The sequence below is a fragment of the Streptosporangium canum genome (assembly GCF_900113865.1).
Classification (GTDB): domain Bacteria; phylum Actinomycetota; class Actinomycetes; order Streptosporangiales; family Streptosporangiaceae; genus Streptosporangium; species Streptosporangium canum.
On the sequence record NZ_FOQY01000001.1, the window covers coordinates 194,877 to 212,258 of the forward strand.

Genomic DNA, 17,382 nt, shown 5'->3' on the forward strand with positions numbered 1-17,382 from the left:
CAGCATGGCGAGCAGCAGCGGATGCTCGATCCCACTGCCCTCCTCGCCCCCCTCGCCGCGACGGGCCAGAGCCGCCAGCAGCAGCGGATGCTCGACGATGTCTTCTTCGCCCTCCTCCTGGCGGGCCGCGAGCGCGGCCAGCAGGAGTGCTTCGAGCGCCCTGCCCCCGCCTTCGCCCTCGCGCTCGGGTGCCTCGGCGGGAGCAGCGCGCTCAGCAGTCGTCGTCATAGAGTTTCCCTTTCGGATGCGGCGGTGCACACACCGGTTTCGTCAGACAAATGCGCCTTACCCATGCCCGGCAGGCCGCATTCGCGAAGAGGTATCCACCACATGATTACCGCCCCGAAGCTTTGTCGTATTCCTTCATCTCTCCGGTGCGCGTACGAAAATCGCAAAGAACAACTAAATCCCGGCGGCGGATGTTTCGTTTACGTCGAATAAAAATCGCGCACGGACCGGCGTTCAGTGGGGTCGCGTCCGAGTCGTCGCGCTACCGCACCGGCGATCTTTGAAGGCCGCCCGGCAAGGCCCGTGCCGGTCACGGCGTTCGCCACGATGAGCCCGGCGGCCTGGTCACCAGAGCAAGGAGACCGTCCGACCGGCCGGCCGGGGAGCCGAAGACGGCAGAGCGAGCAGAACGGGGTAACCGCGCCGGAGGCGAGGCTTGAGGAACATCGAAACGACATGAAATCCAAGGGGCGCGTCGCGGCCATCCGGGCAGGCGGCTGTCGGATGCCCGGTGAAAACCTCACACGTTCTTTTCTCCTCAAGCCACGGACCCGGGCGGCGAAGAACGGCCCGGGCTTCTGGCACCACCGGCACGCCCCACTGTTCCTGAGAAACCCGGACCGACCTCTTTACTTCCCGCAAAAGGCCGATCGGCAAACCGGCACATGAAGTCGCGACGATCGTTGTCCGGGGTTGTCAAGCGAACTGGCCGGTCAGCCTGCCGCCGGCTCGCCGGGCGTCTCCACCGCCGCCCGGCGGGCCCTGGAGGTCCCGCCGCTCGGAGGTCGTACGGCTCAGCCGCCGAGCCGGCCGGCCTCGGCGCGGAGCTTGGCGCCCTTGGCGTGGGCCTGCTCCTTGAGGGCCACCTGGAACTCCTCCATCTTGGCCCGCAGGCTCTCGTCGGCGGCGGCGAGGATGCGCACGGCCAGCAGGCCCGCGTTGCGGGCGCCGCCGACGGCGACGGTCGCGACCGGGACTCCGGCGGGCATCTGGACGATCGAGAGCAGGGAGTCCATGCCGTCGAGATACTTCAGCGGGACCGGGACGCCGATCACCGGCAGGGGGGTCACCGAGGCGAGCATGCCGGGCAGGTGGGCGGCTCCCCCGGCCCCCGCGATGATCACCTTGAGGCCCCGCCCGGCCGCCTGCGCGCCGTAGGCGATCATCTCCTCGGGCATGCGGTGCGCCGAGACCACGTCCGCCTCGAACGCGACGCCGAACTCGGCCAGCGCCTCGGCGGCGAGCCTCATCACCGGCCAGTCGGAGTCGCTGCCCATGACGATGCCGACGGTGGTCATGTGTTCTCCTCGTATCGCGGCCCGTGGACCGTGTTCGCAGTGCTGCCGTGCCCGCCGGTCGGGCGGCTCACGTGTAGACGCCCTCGGTGAGGTAGACGGCGGCGTGCCGGGCCCGGGCCCGGACCTCGTCCAGGTCGGTGCCGAGGGCGGTGACGTGGCCGATCTTGCGGCCGGGCCGTACTTCCTTGCCGTAGAAGTGGATCTTGATCCCCGGGTCGTGCGCCATCACGTGCTCGTAGCGGGAGAAGATGCCGGGGTCGTCGCCGCCCAGGAGGTTGGCCATCACCACGACCGGAGCGGTCAGCGAGGGCGAGCCGAGCGGGAGGTCGAGCACGGCGCGCAGGTGCTGCTCGAACTGGGAGGTGCGCGCGCCGTCGATGGTCCAGTGACCGCTGTTGTGCGGGCGCATGGCCAGCTCGTTCACCACCAGACCGGAGGCGGTGGCGAACATCTCCACCGCCAGCAGCCCGCTCACCCCCAGCTCATGGGCGATCGTCAGGGCGATCCGCTGGGCCACCGCGGCCTGCTCGGGGTCGAGTCGCGGGGCGGGGGCGAGCACCTCGACGCAGATGCCGTCGCGCTGGACGGTCTCCACGACCGGGTAGCTGACGCCCTGCCCGTGCGGCGAGCGGGCGACCAGGACGGCCAGCTCGCGCTCGAAGGGCACGAACGCCTCGGCCATCAGCGGCACCCCGCTCGCCAGGACCTCCGCCGCGTCCTCGGCGGATCGGCAGATCCAGACGCCGCGCCCGTCGTAGCCGCCGCGCACGGCCTTGAGCACGACCGGCCAGCCGTTCTCCGCGGCGAACTCCTCGACGTCGGCGGCCGTGGCGATCCGCCGCCAGGGCGGGCACGGGACGCCGATCGCGGTCAGCCGCTCGCGCATCACGGCCTTGTCCTGGGCGTGCACGAGGGCGTCGGCGCCGGGGTGTACGGCGGAGCCGTCCCCGGCCAGCGCGCGGATGTGCTCGGTGGGCACGTGCTCGTGGTCGAAGGTGAGCGCGTCACACCCCTTGGCGAAGTCACGCAGGTCCGCCAGGTCGCGGTAGTCGCCCAGGCGGACGTCGACGATCACCCGGGCGGCGCTCTCGTCCGGCGCGTTGGCTAGCACCCGCAACTCGACGCCGAGGGCGATGGCCGCCTGCTGCATCATCCGGGCCAGCTGGCCCGCTCCGATCACGCCGACGACGGGTCCGATGGGACTTGCCAAAGAAGGGCTGCTCACGGCGGTCGAGTTTACCGGGCCCCGGCCTGTGGGAGGTCAGCCGGTGGTGAGGGCGCGGGCTCACGGGGGGCGTCCTGTCCGGCGGCCCGCGCGCCGCAGCCGGCCGTCACGGACAGGCCGAGGAGCAGGGCGAGGAGTCGGCGGGGCAAGGAGTGGTCCCGTGGTCGTGGCCGTCGCGTGCGGCGATCCGTCTGACCGATCGCAGGGGACGGACTCCCCGAAGCCTCCCTGCGATCTACCGGATCAGGGTAACGTCAGATGCCCGGATTTATCCGGCAAGGCATGACATTTGTTGAAATATTATTAGCCGGCTGTTATGCACAACACCTGGTCAACCGTCGGGCGGAACCCGGGGCCACCCCGGTAACCTGGCAGAAGAATGTCCGAGGTCCTCCCGAGTGGCGGATCCAGCCAACCTGGAAAGGACCGTGCAGGAGACGTGCAGTTTCTGCGAGGCGCCTACGAACGGCTCTCCGGTCTGATCCGCGAGCTGGCGAAGTTCGGGACCATCGGGGCGATCGCCTTCGTCATCGACGTGGGCGGCCTCAACTTCCTCCAGTACGGCCTGCACTGGGGCACTCTGACCTCCAAGGTCATCGCCACGGGGGTCGCGACCACCTTCGCCTACTTCGGCAACCGCTTCTGGACCTACCGGCACCGGGAGCAGAGCGGGCTCGCGCGGGAGTATTTCCTGTTCTTCCTGCTCAACGGGGTCGCCCTGCTGATCGGGCTGCTCTGCATCGGCTTCACCCGCTACACCCTGGAGCTGACCGACCCGCTGAGCATCAACGTGGCCAACCTGATCGGCATCGGCCTGGGCACGCTGTTCCGCTTCTGGTCCTACAAGAAGTGGGTCTTCCTGGCCGCCACCGAAGAGGTGCCGAAGGAGCTCCCCGACGAGGTCACGCGGGCCCGCTGACCACCCGTTTCCTGCCGGGGTCGCCGACCTGCCGCAGGAACAGCGCGAAGGCCGCGGGGCGCGGCCGTACCAGCTCCAGGCGTCCGCCGTCGGCGGCGGCCAGCGCCCGCGCGAGGGTCAGCCCCAGCCCGGTGCCTCCCGCGCCGCTCACGTTGCGTTCGAAGACCCGGGGGGCGAGGTCCTCGGGGATGCCGTCCCCCTCGTCCGCGACCTCGACGAGGACGGACCTGTCCTTGTCGCTGGTGGTCACCGTCACCGTGCCGTCGCCGTGCTCCAGCGAGTTCTCCAGGAGGGTGGAGACCACCTGGCTGATGCCGCCGCCGGTGCCCACCGCCTGGAGGCCGCGCGTGCCGGACAGCTTGAGCTGCCGGCCGACCCGGCGGAACGCCGGACCCCATTCGATGAACTGCTGGTCCAGCAGGTCGTCGAGCTCGACCACCTCGGTCTGGGCGTGCCGCTGCCGTCTGGCGGCGGCCAGCAGCTCGTCGATCACGGCGGTGAGCCGCTCGGCCTGCACGATGGCGGCCTCGCCCTCCTCCTTGACGATGCCGGGCTCGTGCGCGGCCGCCACGATCTCCTCCAACCGCATGGTCAGCCCGGTGAGCGGCGTGCGGAGCTGGTGCGAGGCGTCGGTCGCGAACTCCCGCTCCCTGGCCAGCAGGTCGGAGATCCGGGTCGCGCTGCGGTCCAGCACCTCGGCCACCCGGTCGAGCTCCTGGATGCCGTAACGGTGCTTGCTCGGTCTGGCGTCCCCGGAGCCGAGCCGCTCAGCGATCATCGCCAGGTCGCTGAGCGGGAGCGTCAGACGGCGCGACTGCACGATGGCGAGCCCGACCGCGACCGCGAGCGCCGCCGCGGCGAGCGCCAGGATGAGCAGGAGCCACGCCCGGACCTCGCGCTCCACCTCCGTCTTGTCTCGGCTGACCGCGACGTACACCCCGTTCTCCGACTGGGCGTCCTGGGTCATCTTGTGATTCTCGGGGGGCTCGGCGCCCACCGTCGTCACCTGCGGCGGCGTCCCCTTCGCATAGATCTGGATGTAGCGGTCGGGATATTTGCGCTTGAGCTGTTCGGGATCGATGGGCTGATCCTGGATCCGGGCATACTCCACTTCCCCCAGCAGACTCTTGGCCTGGGAGGAGAGTTCCTGGGTCGCCTCTTCCTCGATCAGCCGGTTGACCGCCACACCCAGAGGGATGCCGAGCAGGAGCACCCCGATGACCGCGACGAGCAGAGTGGAGGAGAGCAGTCGACGACGCATCCCCTACTCGCGCTCGAACCGGAAGCCGACCCCTCGGACCGTCGTGATGTAACGGGGCTTGGCGGCGTCGTCACCCAGCTTGCGGCGCAGCCACGAGATGTGCATGTCCAGAGTCTTGGTGGAGCCCCACCAGTTGGTGTCCCACACCTCGCGCATGATCTGCTCGCGGGTGACCACCTTGCCGGCGTCGCGGACGAGGACGCGCAGCAGGTCGAACTCCTTGGTCGTCAGGTGCAGCTCCTTGTCGCCCATCCACGCGCGACGGGAGTCGGCGTCGATGCGCACGCCCTGCACCACGGGCGTCTCGGACGTGCCGCGCCGCAGGAGGGCGCGGACCCGAGCCAGGAGCTCCGCCAGGCGGAACGGTTTGGTGACGTAGTCGTCGGCCCCGGCGTCGAGGCCCACCACGGTGTCCACCTCGTCGACACGGGCTGTGAGGATGAGCACGGGCGTGCCGTGCCCTTCCGCGCGGATACGCCGGGCTACCTCGAGACCGTCCATCTCGGGTAGGCCCAGGTCAAGAACTATCAAGTCGATGCCACCCGACAGAGCCCGCTCCAGGGCCTGCGGGCCGTCGGGGCTCACCTCGACTTGGTAGCCCTCGCGGCGCAGTGCACGCGCCAGCGGTTCGGAGATCGAGGTGTCATCCTCGGCGAGAAGTACACAGGTCATGTTGCGATCGTAGGACCTTAGGCGATCGTTTCCCGGCTGCAGCGCGCGGTTTGACTCGTCATTGACCTATCCATTGACCTGGGCAAACACTGATAAATCCCGGATAGTCGTCCCGCAACGGTTCAGGGCCGCGGGGTACGACTCCCGCCTCGTAAGAGCCTGGAAAGGACAGGCTCACCAATGACCTCACCGACAAAGCAGAACACGCCCGTCCGTAAGGGATGCGGCGGGCGTGTTCGGGCGATCGGCTCAGGAAGCCGACGGCGGCTCGGCGTAGCGAGCCAGGTAGAGCTGCTCGCCGAGGCTCTCGATGAGCCCCAGCTCGGTCTCCAGGTAGTCGATGTGGTGCTCCTCGTCTTCGAGGATCTCCTCGAAGATGCGGGCCGAGGTGGTGTCGCCCTTCTCCCGCATCAGGATGATGGCGGGCCGCAGCCGCGTGACGACCTCAAGCTCGACATCCAGGTCGGCGCGGAGCTGCTCCTGGACGGTCTGGCCGATGTGCAGGATGCCCAGCTTCTGATAATTGGGCAGGCCCTCGAGGAAAAGGATGCGGTCGGTCAGCTTCTCCGCGTGGCGCATCTCGTCGAAGGACTCTTCGCGGGTGTACTTCGCAAGCCTGGTGTAACCCCAGTTCTCCTGCATCTTGGAGTGCAGGAAATACTGGTTGATCGCTGTCAGCTCGGCCGTGAGCTGTTCGTTGAGCAGTTCGATGATTTTCTTGTCGCCCTGCATGACGGGCTCCTCGTGCTACGCGGTCGGCAACAAATCTTCAGACCGCTTCAGGATTGCACAGATCTTGCGCACGCAAGAAGCGCAATCGCCCCCGGCGCCGGTGATGTCGCGGACCTGGCGCGCGCTCTTCGCACCGCCCGCGATGCAGTCATGCACCTCGTTCTCGGTAACCGCGCGGCAGACACATACATACATGGCGGGGGAGGAGCCTCTCTCATGGAGCATCGCGTAGGTAAGGCACACCTAATCTAGCTCATTCGGTAAGGCTTGCCTATGTGTGGTGGGACACACAAGGCCGGCTCCCCCGCCACCTCATTGAGGACCGGGCGACGTCATAGCGGCTGTCAGTGCCCTCTGAGCAGCCACTCCTCCAGGTGTGGCGCCTCCGCGCCGATCGTGGTGGAGTCGCCGTGACCGGTGTGCACGGCCGTCTCCCCCGGCAGGGTCAGCAGGCGCCCGCGGATCGAGTCGATGATCGTCTCGAAGGAGGAGAAGGACCTGCCCGTCGCGCCGGGGCCGCCCTTGAACAGCGTGTCGCCGGTGAAGACCGCCCCGATCTCCGGCGCGTGCAGGCAGACCGCGCCCGGCGCGTGGCCGGGCGTGTGCAGCGCGGTCAGCTCGACCCCGCCCGCCGAGATCACCTGGCCGTCCCGCAGCGGCGTGTACGGCATGTCGCCGTAGACCATCTCCCACAGGACCTGGTCGGCCGGGTGCAGCAGGATCGGCGCGCCCACCCGCGCGGCGAGGTCGGCCGCGGCGTTGATGTGGTCGTTGTGCCCGTGGGTGCAGACGATCGCCCTGACCTCACGGCCGCCGATCCCGGCGACGATGGCGTCGGCGTCGTGCGCGGCGTCGATGACGACGACCTCGCTGTCGGAGCCGACCAGCCAGACGTTGTTGTCGACCTCCCACGTCCCGCCGTCCAGCGAGAACGTCCCCGAGGTGACGACCTTGCCGATCACAGGACCACCACCGAACGGAGAACCTCGCCGCGGTGCATCTTGGCGAAGGCCTCCTCGACGTCGCCGAGGCCGATCGTCTCGGAGACGAAGCCCTCCAGGTTCAGCCGCCCCCCGAGGTAGAGGTCGATGAGCATCGGGAAGTCACGGGTGGGCAGGCAGTCGCCGTACCAGGACGACTTCAGCGCCCCGCCCCGGCCGAAGACGTCCAGCAGCGGAAGCTCCAGCGTCATCTCCGGGGTGGGCACGCCCACCAGGACCACGGTCCCGGCCAGGTCGCGGGCGTAGAAGGCCTGCTTGTAGGTCTCCGGACGGCCGACCGCCTCGATCACCACGTCCGCGCCGTTGCCGCCGGTGATCTCCCGGATCGCCTCCACCGGGTCGGTGGTGCGGGAGTTGACCGTGTGGGTGGCGCCGAAGTCCTTGGCCCAGGCGAGCTTGCGGTCGTCCACGTCCACCGCGATGATCTTCGTGGCGCCCGCCAGCCAGGAGCCGTGGACGGCCGCGCCGCCGACGCCGCCGCAGCCGATGACGGCCACGCTGTCGCCGCGGGTCACGCCACCGGTGTTGATGGCCGCGCCGATGCCCGCCATCACGCCGCAGCCCAGCAGGCCCGCCACCGTCGCCGGCGCCGCCGGGTCGACCTTGGTGCACTGCCCGGCCGCGACCAGGGTCTTCTCGATGAAGGCGCCGATGCCCAGGGCCGGGCTGAGCGGCGTGCCATCCGCCAGGGTCATCTTCTGGGTCGCGTTGTGGGTGTTGAAGCAGTACCACGGACGTCCGCGCCGGCAGGCGCGGCAGTCGCCGCAGACCGCCCGCCAGTTCAGGATCACGTAGTCGCCGGGGGCCACGTCGGTGACCCCCTCGCCGACGGCCTCGACCACGCCGGCGGCCTCGTGGCCGAGCAGGAACGGGAACTCGTCGTTGATCCCTCCCTCGCGGTAGTGCAGGTCGGTATGGCAGACGCCACAGGCCTGGACGGTCACCACCGCCTCGCCGGGACCGGGGTCCGGTACGTGGACCGTCTCCAGCGAGACGGGCTCACCCTTGCCACGCGCGACCACGCCTTGCACGGTGTACGGCATGTCCTGCACCTCATCTTTGAGATCTTCGAACTCGGTTACCGGTGAAGCGGCGTTCGCTTGAACGCGCCTCCACGTCCATGCCTATCAGGCTCCGCGGAGCGCTGACGGCTCAGGCTCCTCCGGAGGACGGGCTCAGGCTCTGCGGAGGACGTACGGCTGGACCACCCCGAGACCCCGGGCGGGCCGGCGCCGGATGCGGTGCGCCTCGACGCCGGGCGTCTCCCCGACGGCCTCGGCGAGCTCGCCGTCGACGATGATCGTGCCGGGACGGGCGATGGCCGTCAGCCGGGCCGCCAGGTTGACGGTGGTGCCGAAGACGTCGCCCATCACCGGCAGGACCGGCCCGTAGGCCAGCCCGATCCGCACCTCTGGCCCGTCGCGCCGGATCGCGTCGACGAGCTCCAGCGCGATCAGGGCGGCCGTGCGCGGATCGGCCACGGTGAACAGCACCTCGTCGCCGAGGGTCTTGACCATCCGGCCGCCGTGCGCGGCGACCACGTCGGAGGCCCGGGACTCGAACCCCTCGACCAGCTCGGCCAGGGCGCGCTCGTCCAGCTCGCGGGAGACCTGGGTGAAGGAGACGAGGTCGGCGAAGCCCACCGCGAGGGTCAGCCGGGTGGGCACGATCTCCTCGGTGAGGTCGGTGATGGCCAGCAGCCTGGTCCCGGCGGCGGCGAGCTGGGCGCGCCAGACGTGGACCAGCACCTGCTCGAAGTCCGGGAGCAGCCGGTGGGCGGTGTCCAGGATCGCGGCCAGCGCGGCGTCGGTGGGCTGCTGGTCCGGCTCCAGCATGGCGCCGATCATGATCTCGGCCTGCCACTGCGCGAGCCTGGCGGTCGTCTGGCCCAGCGCCCTGGCCATCCGGACGACCGTCTGGTCGTTCAGCAGGCCGCCCTCCATCATCGCCCGGACCCGTTCGAGCGCGGCCACGTCGGCGTCGGTGAAGGCCACCGCGTCGTCGGCCAGCGTGGCGAACCCGAGGGCCCGCCAGATCCGCTCGGTGAGATCCTGCGGCACCCCGGCGAGCTCGGCCACCCGGACCCGGGTGTGGCGGGGCGAGGCGCCGACGAAGAGACGTTCGATCTCCTCGGCCGTCGGACGTCCCGTCACTTCCCCTCCGCCCATCTTCCTTCCCCAATCCAGGAGATTACGCCACGTGACGGTAGGCCACGTGGCCGCCGGTCCCTCACGGATCGCCGTCGGACGCGTCGTCGAGCGCGCGGAACAGCTCGGCCCGCACGTCCTGGATCCGGGGGATGTCGCGCAGCGTGATGTGCCCCTGCTCCCCCGCCGACTCGACGTTGAGCGTGCCGCAGCCGAGTATCCGCTCCATCAGCGTCTGGTCGGCGCTGACCGTGTTGACCTTGCTCATCGGGATGTCGTCGTTGGACTTGTTCAGCACGCCCGTGCTGATCGTCAACCGGTGCGAGGTGAGCACGTACGAGGTGTTCTTCCACTGCACGTACGGGACGAACGACCACACGGTCAGCAGCCCCACCGCGATCACGGCCACCGCGATGCGCGCGTAGGAGTCGTATTCGAAGGCGGGCATGAAGAAGATCGCCGCACTGGACCCGGCGATGATGAGGACCAGCGCGAGCAGCGGGATGACGAGACGCTTCCAGTGGGGGCGGAACGCGCGGATGCGCTGCTCGCCCTCCGTCAGGTGGTGATCCGGGAGACCCATGGGGCAAATCGTGGCACGCCTAGCCGCCCCGCGTCATGATGTGTGCGGCCGGACGTGCACGACGTCGCCGGCGCTCAGCGTGTGCTCCCCGCCCTTGGACCTGACGAGCAGGTGCCCGGACTCGTCGACGCCGGTGGCCGGGCCGGTGAGCACCCGCTCTCCCGGCAGCTCCACCCTGACCTCGCGGCCGACCGTCGCGCTGATCCCGAGGTAGGCGGCCCGCAGCCCGCACGCGTCGGCGTCGCCGTCCGCCTGCGACCATTCGCGGTAGTGGATCTCGATCTCCCGCAGCACCGCCCGGATGAGCGGGTCGCGATCGACGCAGGCGGCCTCCGCCAGGGCCAGCGAGGTGGCGGTCTCCACGGGCAGCTCGTCGGCGCGGACGCTCACGTTGAGCCCGACCCCCACGATCACCGCGCTGTCCACCCGCTCGGCGAGCACCCCGGCGAGCTTGCGCTCCCCGATCAGCAGGTCGTTGGGCCACTTCAGGCGGGCGTCCACCTCGGCGACCTTGCGCACGGCCGACGCGACGGCCAGGCCCACGAGCAGCGGCAGCCAGCCCTGCCTGGCGGGCGGCGGCTCGGGCCGCAGGAGCACCGAGAACGTCAGGCCGGAGCGCGGCGGCGCGTTCCAGACGCGGCCGAGCCTGCCACGGCCGGCGAACTGCGCCTCGGCGATGAGCACGGCCCCCTGCCGCACGCCGTCACGGACGGCCTGGGCGAGGTCGGCGTTCGTCGAGCCGGTCCTGTCGACGACGGTGATGTCGGACCACAGGCCGCCGGGGCGGACCAGGGCACGGGTGAGCGCCGCCTGGGAGAGCGGCGGGCGGTCGAGATCGGTGAAGGGCGAGTCGAGCACTTAGCCATCTTCCCTCCCTTACCGACCGCCTGTTACCCAATTACGTCAATGACCAGGGAATACCGCGACCACCCGAGGAAGGAGGGCCGGACACGCGACTATCCGCACAGGTGGGAGCGCGAGAGGATGGCGATATGCGCAGACGCCTCACCCCGCACGACCAGGCCCGCCGGGACGCCTCCGTGACCGGAGAGCGCGGACCGGACCTCCGCCCGGAGCCCCGGCGGACCACCCGTGGATAGCGTCACGAGACCGGGGCCGACCACGCGGGCCCGGGTCCGGCAGGTGTCGGCCGGGGTCGTCAGGGAGCACCGCGACGACCTGGCCACCGAGGAGCCGCTGGAGATCCGGATCCAGGCGGGCGAGTCCCGCCGTACGGTCGCGATCACCATGCGGACCCCGGGCGCGGACTTCGAGCTGGCGGCCGGGTTCCTGTACGGCGAGGGCGTCATCGCCCCGGGGGACCTCTCCTCCATCGCCTACTGCACCGATACGGACGTGGCGCCCGAGGCCCGCTACAACACGGTGACGGTACGGCTGCGCGGCGGGCGGCTGCCCGACCTGCCCGCCCTCGACCGGCACTTCGTGACGTCGAGCGCCTGCGGCGTCTGCGGCACCGCCAGCCTCGACGCGCTGCGCGGCCGCTGCTCCCCGCTGCCCGGCCAGGAGGACCTGCGGGTCTCCCCCGAGATCCTGTACGGCCTGCCGCACCGGCTGCGGGAGGGCCAGGGCGTGTTCGGCAAGACCGGCGGGCTGCACGCGGCCGGGCTGTTCACCGTCGCGGGGGAGCTCCTGGCGATCCGCGAGGACGTGGGGCGGCACAACGCGGTGGACAAACTGGTCGGCTGGGCCCTGATGAACGGGAGGCTGCCGCTGGGCGGGCACATCCTGATGGTCAGCGGGCGCAGCAGCTACGAGATCATGCAGAAGGCCCTCGCGGCGGGCGTGCCGGTCGTCTGCGCGGTCTCCGCACCCTCCTCCCTGGCCGTCGACCTGGCCAGGGAGTTCGGGATGACGCTGGTCGGCTTCCTCCGCGACGAGCGCTTCAACCTCTACTCGTCCCCGGAACGGGTCGTTCCCTGAGATCCTCACCGAAATACCGGCGTTCCGACGCGGTGGTGGGGAGGGGGCGGGCCCTTTCAGCGTGGTGGGCCCGGCCCCGACCGGATGAGAATCCCCTCTGGGGGGGGGGAGGTCAGCCGGTGTTCTGCAGGCCGGCGGCGACGCCGTTGACCGACAGCAGCAGCAGCGTGGACAGGCGCTCGCGCTCCTCCTCCGACAGTCCGTCGTCGGCGCGGAGCGTCGACAGCGCGCGGAGCTGGAGATGGGAGAGCGCGTCCACGTAGGGGTCGCGGAGCTGGACCGCGCGCGAGAGCACCCGGCGGTTCTCCAGCAGGCGGCTGTGGCCGGTGATCTCCAGGACCAGGCGGCGGGTGAGGTCGTACTGGCGCAGGACCTGCTCGACGAAGTCGTCCCGGCCGCCCAGCGCGAGATAGCGGGCCGCGATGTCGCGGTCGGTCTTGGCCAGCGACATCTCCACGTTGTCCAGCAACGAGGCGAACAGCGGCCACTCGCGGTAGGCGGCGCGCAGCTCGTCCAGGCCGGACTCGGAGATCACCGCCTCCAGGCCGCTGCCCAGGCCGTACCAGCCGGGCAGGTTGACCCGGGTCTGGGCCCAGGCGAACACCCACGGGATGGCCCGCAGGTCGTCCAGCGACCGGGGCGCGCCGAGGCCGCGCCTGGCGGGGCGGGAGCCGAGGCGGAGCGAGCCGATCTCCTCCAACGGGCTGACCAGGGAGAACCACTCGGGGAAGCCGGGCGCCTCGGTCAGCGACCGGTAGGCCTTCTCCGAGGCGGAGGCGACCTGCTCGGCCATGCCCCGGAAGCGTCCGGCGGCCTCGGCCGTACGGGCCTCGATCGACGGGGTGGAGGCGAGCAGCACCGCCGAGGTGACCTGCTCCATGTGGCGGCGGGCGATGGCGGCGTGGCCGTAGCGGGCGAAGATGACCTCGCCCTGCTCGGTGACCTTGAACCTGCCGCCGACCGAGCCGGGCGCCTGGGCGAGCACGGCCCGGTTGGCCGGTCCGCCGCCCCGGCCCAGGGCGCCGCCCCGGCCGTGGAACAGCGTCAGCCGCACGTCGTGCTCGGCGGCCCACGCGGCCAGGGCCTCCTGGGCCTCGTACAGCTTCAGGGTCGCGGCGGCCGGGCCGAGCTCCTTGGCGGAGTCGGAGTAGCCGAGCATGACCTCCAGGCGGCGGCCGTTGGCGGCGAGACGCTCCTGGATGCCCGGGATCTCCAGCATCCCCGACAGCACTCCGGGAGCGTTGGCCAGGTCGGCGCCCGACTCGAACAGCGGGACCACGTCGAGCTGCGGGGCCTTGTCGCCGAGCGCGTGCCCGGCCAGCGCGTAGACCGCGGCGATGTCGTCGGCCGAGCGGGTGAAGGAGACGACGTAGCGGGAGCAGGCGGTCACGCCGTACCGCTCCTGGATCCAGCCGATCGTCCGGATGGTGGCCAGGACCTCGTCGGTGCGCTCGGAGGGCCGCCCGGCGGCGAGCTCGGCCAGCGCGGCGGCGTGGACCTGCGAGTGCTGGCGCACCTCAAGCTCGGCCAGGTGGAAGCCGAACGTCTCCACCTGCCAGATCAGGTGCTGCAGCTCGCCGTACGCCTGCCGCTTCGCCCCGGCCGCGACCAGCGACTCCTGGGCGGTCCGCAGGTCGCCCAGGAGTTCTTCGGGCGAGCGGTAGGCCAGGTCGAGGCCGCGCTGCCGGGTGGCCACGATCCGGGCGGCGACGAACAGCAGCCACTGCCGGTGCGGCTCCTGCGGGGAGCGGGTGGCCATCTCCGAGACCAGCTCGGGGTGGTCGTTCTCGGCGGCGGCGAGCGCGGCCCGCAGCTGCGGCGAGGCGGGGGTGTAACCGGCGGTCAGGGTGAGGGTGCGGGCGATCCTGTGGGTGGCGTTCTCCAGGGCGATCAGCACGTGCTCGGCCTGGATGAGCACGGCGTCCCTGGTCACCTTGGCGGTGACGTTGGGGTTGCCGTCCCGGTCACCGCCGATCCAGCTGCCGTAGCGGATGAAGGGGCGGGCCAGCGGCTCGCGGGTGCCGGTGCCCGCGCCGAGCGCGGCGTCCAGCGAGCGGTAGACCAGCGGCACCACCCGGAACAGGGTCTCGTCGAAGGCCGCCATGGCGGTGCGGACCTCGTCCAGCGGGTCGATCTTGGTGGACCTGAGCTGGGAGGTCCGCCAGAGCAGGTCGATCTCCTCCAGCAGCCGCCGCCGGGTCTCGGCCCGCTCGGCGGCGCCCCGCTCGGGGCTGTTGTAGGCGGCGAGCTGGCCGCTGATCCGCTGGATGGCGGTGACCACCGCGCGCCTGCGGGCCTCGGTCGGGTGCGCGGTCAGCACCGGGTGCAGCCGCAGCCCCTCCACCAGCTCGGCGACGCGCTCGCCGCCGAGCTCCTGCACGGCCTGCGCCAGGGACTCGGGCAGCGGCTCCTCACCGGTGTCGCGGACCCGGAGTGTGCGGATGCGGAAGTGTTCCTCGGCCAGGTTGGCCAGGTGGAAGTAGCAGGTGAACGCCCGGGCGATCTGCACCGCCCGCTCGACGGGCCACTCGGCGACCATCGCGGTGATCTCGTCGACCGAGACCTTCCCGCGACGGGCCGCGATGACGGCCTTGCGAAGACGTTCGACATCGGCGAGCAGATCGTCGCCTCCGTACTCGGCGATGACCTGCCCCAGGAGCTCGCCGAGCAGCCGCACGTCCGCGCGCAGCTCGTCGGGCATCTCGGTGACGGCGGAAGAACGTTCTGCCTGGTGGTGCGCGATGGCGGACATGCTTGCCAGCGTAGTCAGTCCGTTTTCTCCGGCGGAGACTGGTCTCACCTATTGGACTAGACCACTCAGCCCGGCTGGGAGGTCCCGGCCAGGATCTCGGGATACCTCCTGAACCCGAGGTCACCGGCGATCCGGCGGCCGCCCCAGGAGATCAGCAGGCCGTACGGCACAGCCAGCACGCTGACCCAGGTGAGGCCGAGGAGGACCGGCAGCGCGACCGGCAGCGCCAGCACGCTGCTGCCGATCATCGCGCCGAAGGAGGCCGCGAAGGCGACTCCGCCCTGCCCGGGAGCGGCGCCGGTGAAGGCGTTGAGCCGCTCGGGCACGGTGTACGGCAGCAGCACGCTCGTCAGGGCGCCCACGCCGAGGCCGACGCCGAGGATGCCCCAGGCGGTGAGCGCGGCCGGGACGGCCCAGACCAGGTTCCCGGCGAGGAGGGCGGCGACCACGGACAGCGCGGCCAGCAGCGGGGCCGCGATCGTCATGACGGCCAGGTGCCGTCCGGCGAGGTCGGTCCGCCAGTCCCGGCCCGTGCCGTAGACCACGGAGTTCATCCACAGCGAGCGGCCGTCGATGCCGAAGGAGTTGGACGACTGCAGGCCGATCATCACCCCGCCGATGCACGCCGGGGCGATCGCCAGGGCGACGCCTCCGGCCCCCGTCCCGTCACGGCTCAGGGAGAAGGCCATCACGCCGGTGACCGCGACGGCCGCGAACCAGCCGACCCGGCCCCTGGGATCGCGGCGGGCGTACTTGAGCTCCTTGGTGGCGACCGCGGCGAGCGGCCCGTCGGGCAGGACGCGCGCCAGCAGGCCCTTGGAGTTGCGGACGGAGGCTCCCTCGGTGGAGGCGTCCGTGGAGACCAGCGCCCGGCGGAGCGCCACGATCCAGAGCCATCCCAGCACGACGGTCAGGACGGCGAGGAAGGCCAGCTCGGCGACCGCCACGGCGCCGCCGTCGGCGATGGCGTGCGCGGCCATGCCCGGCGGGGTCCAGCGCAGCACCGAGGCGACGCCGCGCAGCGTCCCGGCCAGGTCGCCCGCCAGGCCGCCGTTGAGCAGCAGGTTGGGGAGCTGTGCCGCCAGGATGAAGAAGATCACCGAGACGGCGAGCACGTCCCGGCCCCTGCGGGTGCGCAGGACGCCGGACAGGGAGGTGGTGACCAGCCGCGAGGTGACGATGCAGAGCGCGAACTGCACCAGCACCGCGACGACGCCCAGGAGGACCCCGCCGATTCCGGTGGCCAGGCCCGCGACGGCCCCGGCCGTGATGATCAGAGTGGCGATCGGCCAGACGCCGGTGACCGAGGCGGCGAACATGCCGGCGGCGAGCTGGCCGGTCCGCAGCGGGAAAAGCGACAGCCGGGACGGGTCGAGCGTGTCGTCCAGGCCGAACGCCAGCAGCGGGACGATCGCCCAGCTCACCAGGAAAGTGGTGAACAGCACGATCACGACGTCCGTCGCGATGTCGGCGGGCGCGAGCCGGAGCATGGTCATCGCGAGGAACCCGAGGCTCGCCACGACGACCGCGGCGATCACGGTGAAGACGAACCCGAGCAGGCGCTGGGTGCTGCCGCGCAGGTTCCCGGCGATCAGGCGGAGCTTGAGCCGGACGAAGACCGAGGGCCCCACCCGGACCGCGCCGTCCCCGCCCGCCGCGCTCATGCCGAGGTCGCGCCCAGCCATGACAGCCCCTCCTCTCCGTTCCCGTCACCCCGGACGCCGACCAGGCCGAGGAAGGCCTCGTTGAGGCTGCGCCCCGCGCGGACCCGGTCCAGCGGCCCCTGGGCGACGATCTGGCCGCGGTTCATCACCGAGACCCAGTCGCACAGGCGCTCGACGAGCTCCATGACGTGGCTGGAGAAGACGACGGTCGAGCCGGATGCCGTGTAGCGCTGGAGCACCTCGACCAGCGTGTTGGCGCTGACCGGGTCCACGCCCTCGAACGGCTCGTCCAGGAAGAGCACCTTGGGGTTGTGCAGCAGCGCGGCGGCCAGGCCGATTTTCTTGCGCATGCCGGTGGAGTAGTCGACGACGAGCTTGTCCGCCGACTCCGCCAGGTCCATGACCTTGAGCAGCCCCTCGGCCCGCTGCTCCACCTCGGCCCTGGGGATGCCCCGGAGCTGGCCGTTGTAGGACAGCAGCTCCCGCCCGGACAGCCGCTCGAACAGGCGCAGCCCCTCGGGGAGCACGCCGATGCGGCCCTTGACCGGGAGCGGGTCGCGCCAGACGTCGAGGCCGTCGATGTGGACGGCGCCGCCGTCCGGTCGGAGCAGGCCGGTGACCATGCTGAGCGTGGTGGTCTTGCCGGCGCCGTTCGGGCCCACCAGCCCGGCGAAACTGCCACGCGGCACGACGAGGTCGACACCGCCCACGGCCACCTGATGCCCGAATCTCTTGAAGAGCTGGTGTGTGCGTACCGCGTCAGCGATGTCCGTCATGTCCCCTACTTTGGCAGGATTTCTGGTTTTGAGGGTCAGGCGCTCCTCGCGGGTAACGAACGACCGCCCCCGATAGTTCGTGATGTCAGAAGACGGTTACCCTGCTGAGGATGGGCAGGAGCCGGAACGGGCCCGGCACATCCAGCGGGGTGAGGCGCCGCGACGACGCGCCGAACCCGCCGG

At 70.9% G+C, this 17,382-nt stretch carries 17 protein-coding genes; 2 read left to right on the top strand and 15 right to left on the bottom strand.

Annotated features, from left to right (window positions below):
• From BM085_RS44115 to BM085_RS00795, 3 genes are all read right to left on the bottom strand, one after another.
• A partial coding sequence (locus tag BM085_RS44115; RefSeq protein WP_177244906.1) for a hypothetical protein occupies positions 1 to 228 on the bottom strand: 228 nt, incomplete at its 3' end.
• Positions 229 to 1,022: 794 nt separating this feature from the next.
• Complete coding sequence (gene purE, locus BM085_RS00790) at positions 1,023 to 1,526, bottom strand: 5-(carboxyamino)imidazole ribonucleotide mutase (protein ID WP_093885124.1); 504 nt, start codon at positions 1,524 to 1,526, stop codon at positions 1,023 to 1,025.
• Between the two features lie 67 nt (positions 1,527 to 1,593).
• A complete protein-coding gene (locus tag BM085_RS00795; protein ID WP_093885125.1) occupies positions 1,594 to 2,736 on the bottom strand; it encodes a 5-(carboxyamino)imidazole ribonucleotide synthase in 1,143 nt (380 codons plus the stop codon).
• A gap of 454 nt (positions 2,737 to 3,190) precedes the next feature.
• Between BM085_RS00795 and BM085_RS00800 the strand changes: the two genes are divergently transcribed.
• Positions 3,191 to 3,670, top strand: a complete 480-nt coding sequence (locus BM085_RS00800) for a GtrA family protein (protein WP_031170929.1) — start codon at positions 3,191 to 3,193, stop codon at positions 3,668 to 3,670.
• Here the strand turns inward: BM085_RS00800 and BM085_RS00805 are convergent.
• From BM085_RS00805 to BM085_RS00845, 9 genes are all read right to left on the bottom strand, one after another.
• Positions 3,654 to 4,931, bottom strand: a complete 1,278-nt coding sequence (locus BM085_RS00805) for an ATP-binding protein (protein ID WP_031170927.1) — start codon at positions 4,929 to 4,931, stop codon at positions 3,654 to 3,656. The two genes, BM085_RS00800 and BM085_RS00805, sit on opposite strands and share 17 nt — an antisense overlap.
• Positions 4,932 to 4,934: 3 nt before the next feature.
• Entirely contained in the window at positions 4,935 to 5,603 is a 669-nt protein-coding gene (locus tag BM085_RS00810) for a response regulator transcription factor (protein WP_012888073.1), read from the bottom strand.
• 249 nt (positions 5,604 to 5,852) lie between these two features.
• A complete protein-coding gene (gene bfr, locus BM085_RS00815) occupies positions 5,853 to 6,335 on the bottom strand; it encodes a bacterioferritin (protein WP_093885127.1) in 483 nt (160 codons plus the stop codon).
• 15 nt (positions 6,336 to 6,350) lie between these two features.
• Positions 6,351 to 6,560, bottom strand: coding sequence for a (2Fe-2S)-binding protein (locus BM085_RS00820; RefSeq protein ID WP_342742840.1), 210 nt, complete (start codon positions 6,558 to 6,560; stop codon positions 6,351 to 6,353).
• A gap of 119 nt (positions 6,561 to 6,679) precedes the next feature.
• The gene (locus BM085_RS00825) at positions 6,680 to 7,297 is read right to left on the bottom strand and encodes an MBL fold metallo-hydrolase (protein ID WP_093885128.1); all 618 of its coding nucleotides are present in this window, start codon (positions 7,295 to 7,297) and stop codon (positions 6,680 to 6,682) included.
• Positions 7,294 to 8,379 (bottom strand): S-(hydroxymethyl)mycothiol dehydrogenase, encoded by a 1,086-nt coding sequence (locus BM085_RS00830; protein ID WP_012888070.1) that lies wholly within the window; start codon positions 8,377 to 8,379, stop codon positions 7,294 to 7,296. Before BM085_RS00830 ends, BM085_RS00825 begins: the two co-directional genes overlap by 4 nt.
• Before the next feature lie 132 nt (positions 8,380 to 8,511).
• Positions 8,512 to 9,504, bottom strand: coding sequence for an adenylate/guanylate cyclase domain-containing protein (locus BM085_RS00835; RefSeq protein ID WP_093885129.1), 993 nt, complete (start codon positions 9,502 to 9,504; stop codon positions 8,512 to 8,514).
• Positions 9,505 to 9,565: 61 nt separating this feature from the next.
• Positions 9,566 to 10,066, bottom strand: a complete 501-nt coding sequence (locus BM085_RS00840) for a PH domain-containing protein (protein WP_093885130.1) — start codon at positions 10,064 to 10,066, stop codon at positions 9,566 to 9,568.
• Between the two features lie 33 nt (positions 10,067 to 10,099).
• Positions 10,100 to 10,924, bottom strand: a complete 825-nt coding sequence (locus BM085_RS00845; RefSeq protein ID WP_093885131.1) for a biotin--[acetyl-CoA-carboxylase] ligase — start codon at positions 10,922 to 10,924, stop codon at positions 10,100 to 10,102.
• A 234-nt stretch (positions 10,925 to 11,158) separates the two neighbouring features.
• Here BM085_RS00845 and fdhD point away from each other — a divergent pair, with 234 nt between their 5' ends.
• Positions 11,159 to 12,007: a formate dehydrogenase accessory sulfurtransferase FdhD gene (gene fdhD, locus BM085_RS00850; RefSeq protein ID WP_093885132.1), complete on the top strand. Its 849-nt coding sequence runs from the start codon at positions 11,159 to 11,161 to the stop codon at positions 12,005 to 12,007.
• 112 nt (positions 12,008 to 12,119) lie between these two features.
• Here fdhD and BM085_RS00855 read toward each other — a convergent pair whose 3' ends face one another.
• The 3 genes from BM085_RS00855 to BM085_RS00865 form a co-directional block, all read right to left on the bottom strand.
• Positions 12,120 to 14,759, bottom strand: coding sequence for a phosphoenolpyruvate carboxylase (locus tag BM085_RS00855; RefSeq protein ID WP_093885133.1), 2,640 nt, complete (start codon positions 14,757 to 14,759; stop codon positions 12,120 to 12,122).
• A gap of 65 nt (positions 14,760 to 14,824) precedes the next feature.
• Positions 14,825 to 16,444, bottom strand: a complete 1,620-nt coding sequence (locus BM085_RS00860; RefSeq protein ID WP_093885134.1) for a hypothetical protein — start codon at positions 16,442 to 16,444, stop codon at positions 14,825 to 14,827.
• Positions 16,420 to 17,199 (bottom strand): ABC transporter ATP-binding protein, encoded by a 780-nt coding sequence (locus BM085_RS00865; protein WP_093885135.1) that lies wholly within the window; start codon positions 17,197 to 17,199, stop codon positions 16,420 to 16,422. Before BM085_RS00865 ends, BM085_RS00860 begins: the two co-directional genes overlap by 25 nt.
• Positions 17,200 to 17,382 lie beyond the last annotated feature (183 nt).

Bases quoted from the DNA above. Each gene is read 5' to 3' on its own strand.
- purE (WP_093885124.1), bottom strand. From the start codon at position 1,526: ATGACCACCGTCGGCATCGTCATGGGCAGCGACTCCGACTGGCCGGTG.
- BM085_RS00805 (WP_031170927.1), bottom strand. From the start codon at position 4,931: ATGCGTCGTCGACTGCTCTCCTCCACTCTGCTCGTCGCGGTCATCGGG.
- BM085_RS00810 (WP_012888073.1), bottom strand. From the start codon at position 5,603: ATGACCTGTGTACTTCTCGCCGAGGATGACACCTCGATCTCCGAACCG.
- bfr (WP_093885127.1), bottom strand. From the start codon at position 6,335: ATGCAGGGCGACAAGAAAATCATCGAACTGCTCAACGAACAGCTCACG.
- BM085_RS00820 (WP_342742840.1), bottom strand. From the start codon at position 6,560: ATGCTCCATGAGAGAGGCTCCTCCCCCGCCATGTATGTATGTGTCTGC.
- BM085_RS00830 (WP_012888070.1), bottom strand. From the start codon at position 8,379: ATGCCGTACACCGTGCAAGGCGTGGTCGCGCGTGGCAAGGGTGAGCCC.
- BM085_RS00835 (WP_093885129.1), bottom strand. From the start codon at position 9,504: ATGGGCGGAGGGGAAGTGACGGGACGTCCGACGGCCGAGGAGATCGAA.
- BM085_RS00840 (WP_093885130.1), bottom strand. From the start codon at position 10,066: ATGGGTCTCCCGGATCACCACCTGACGGAGGGCGAGCAGCGCATCCGC.
- BM085_RS00855 (WP_093885133.1), bottom strand. From the start codon at position 14,759: ATGTCCGCCATCGCGCACCACCAGGCAGAACGTTCTTCCGCCGTCACC.
- BM085_RS00860 (WP_093885134.1), bottom strand. From the start codon at position 16,444: ATGGCTGGGCGCGACCTCGGCATGAGCGCGGCGGGCGGGGACGGCGCG.
- BM085_RS00865 (WP_093885135.1), bottom strand. From the start codon at position 17,199: ATGACGGACATCGCTGACGCGGTACGCACACACCAGCTCTTCAAGAGA.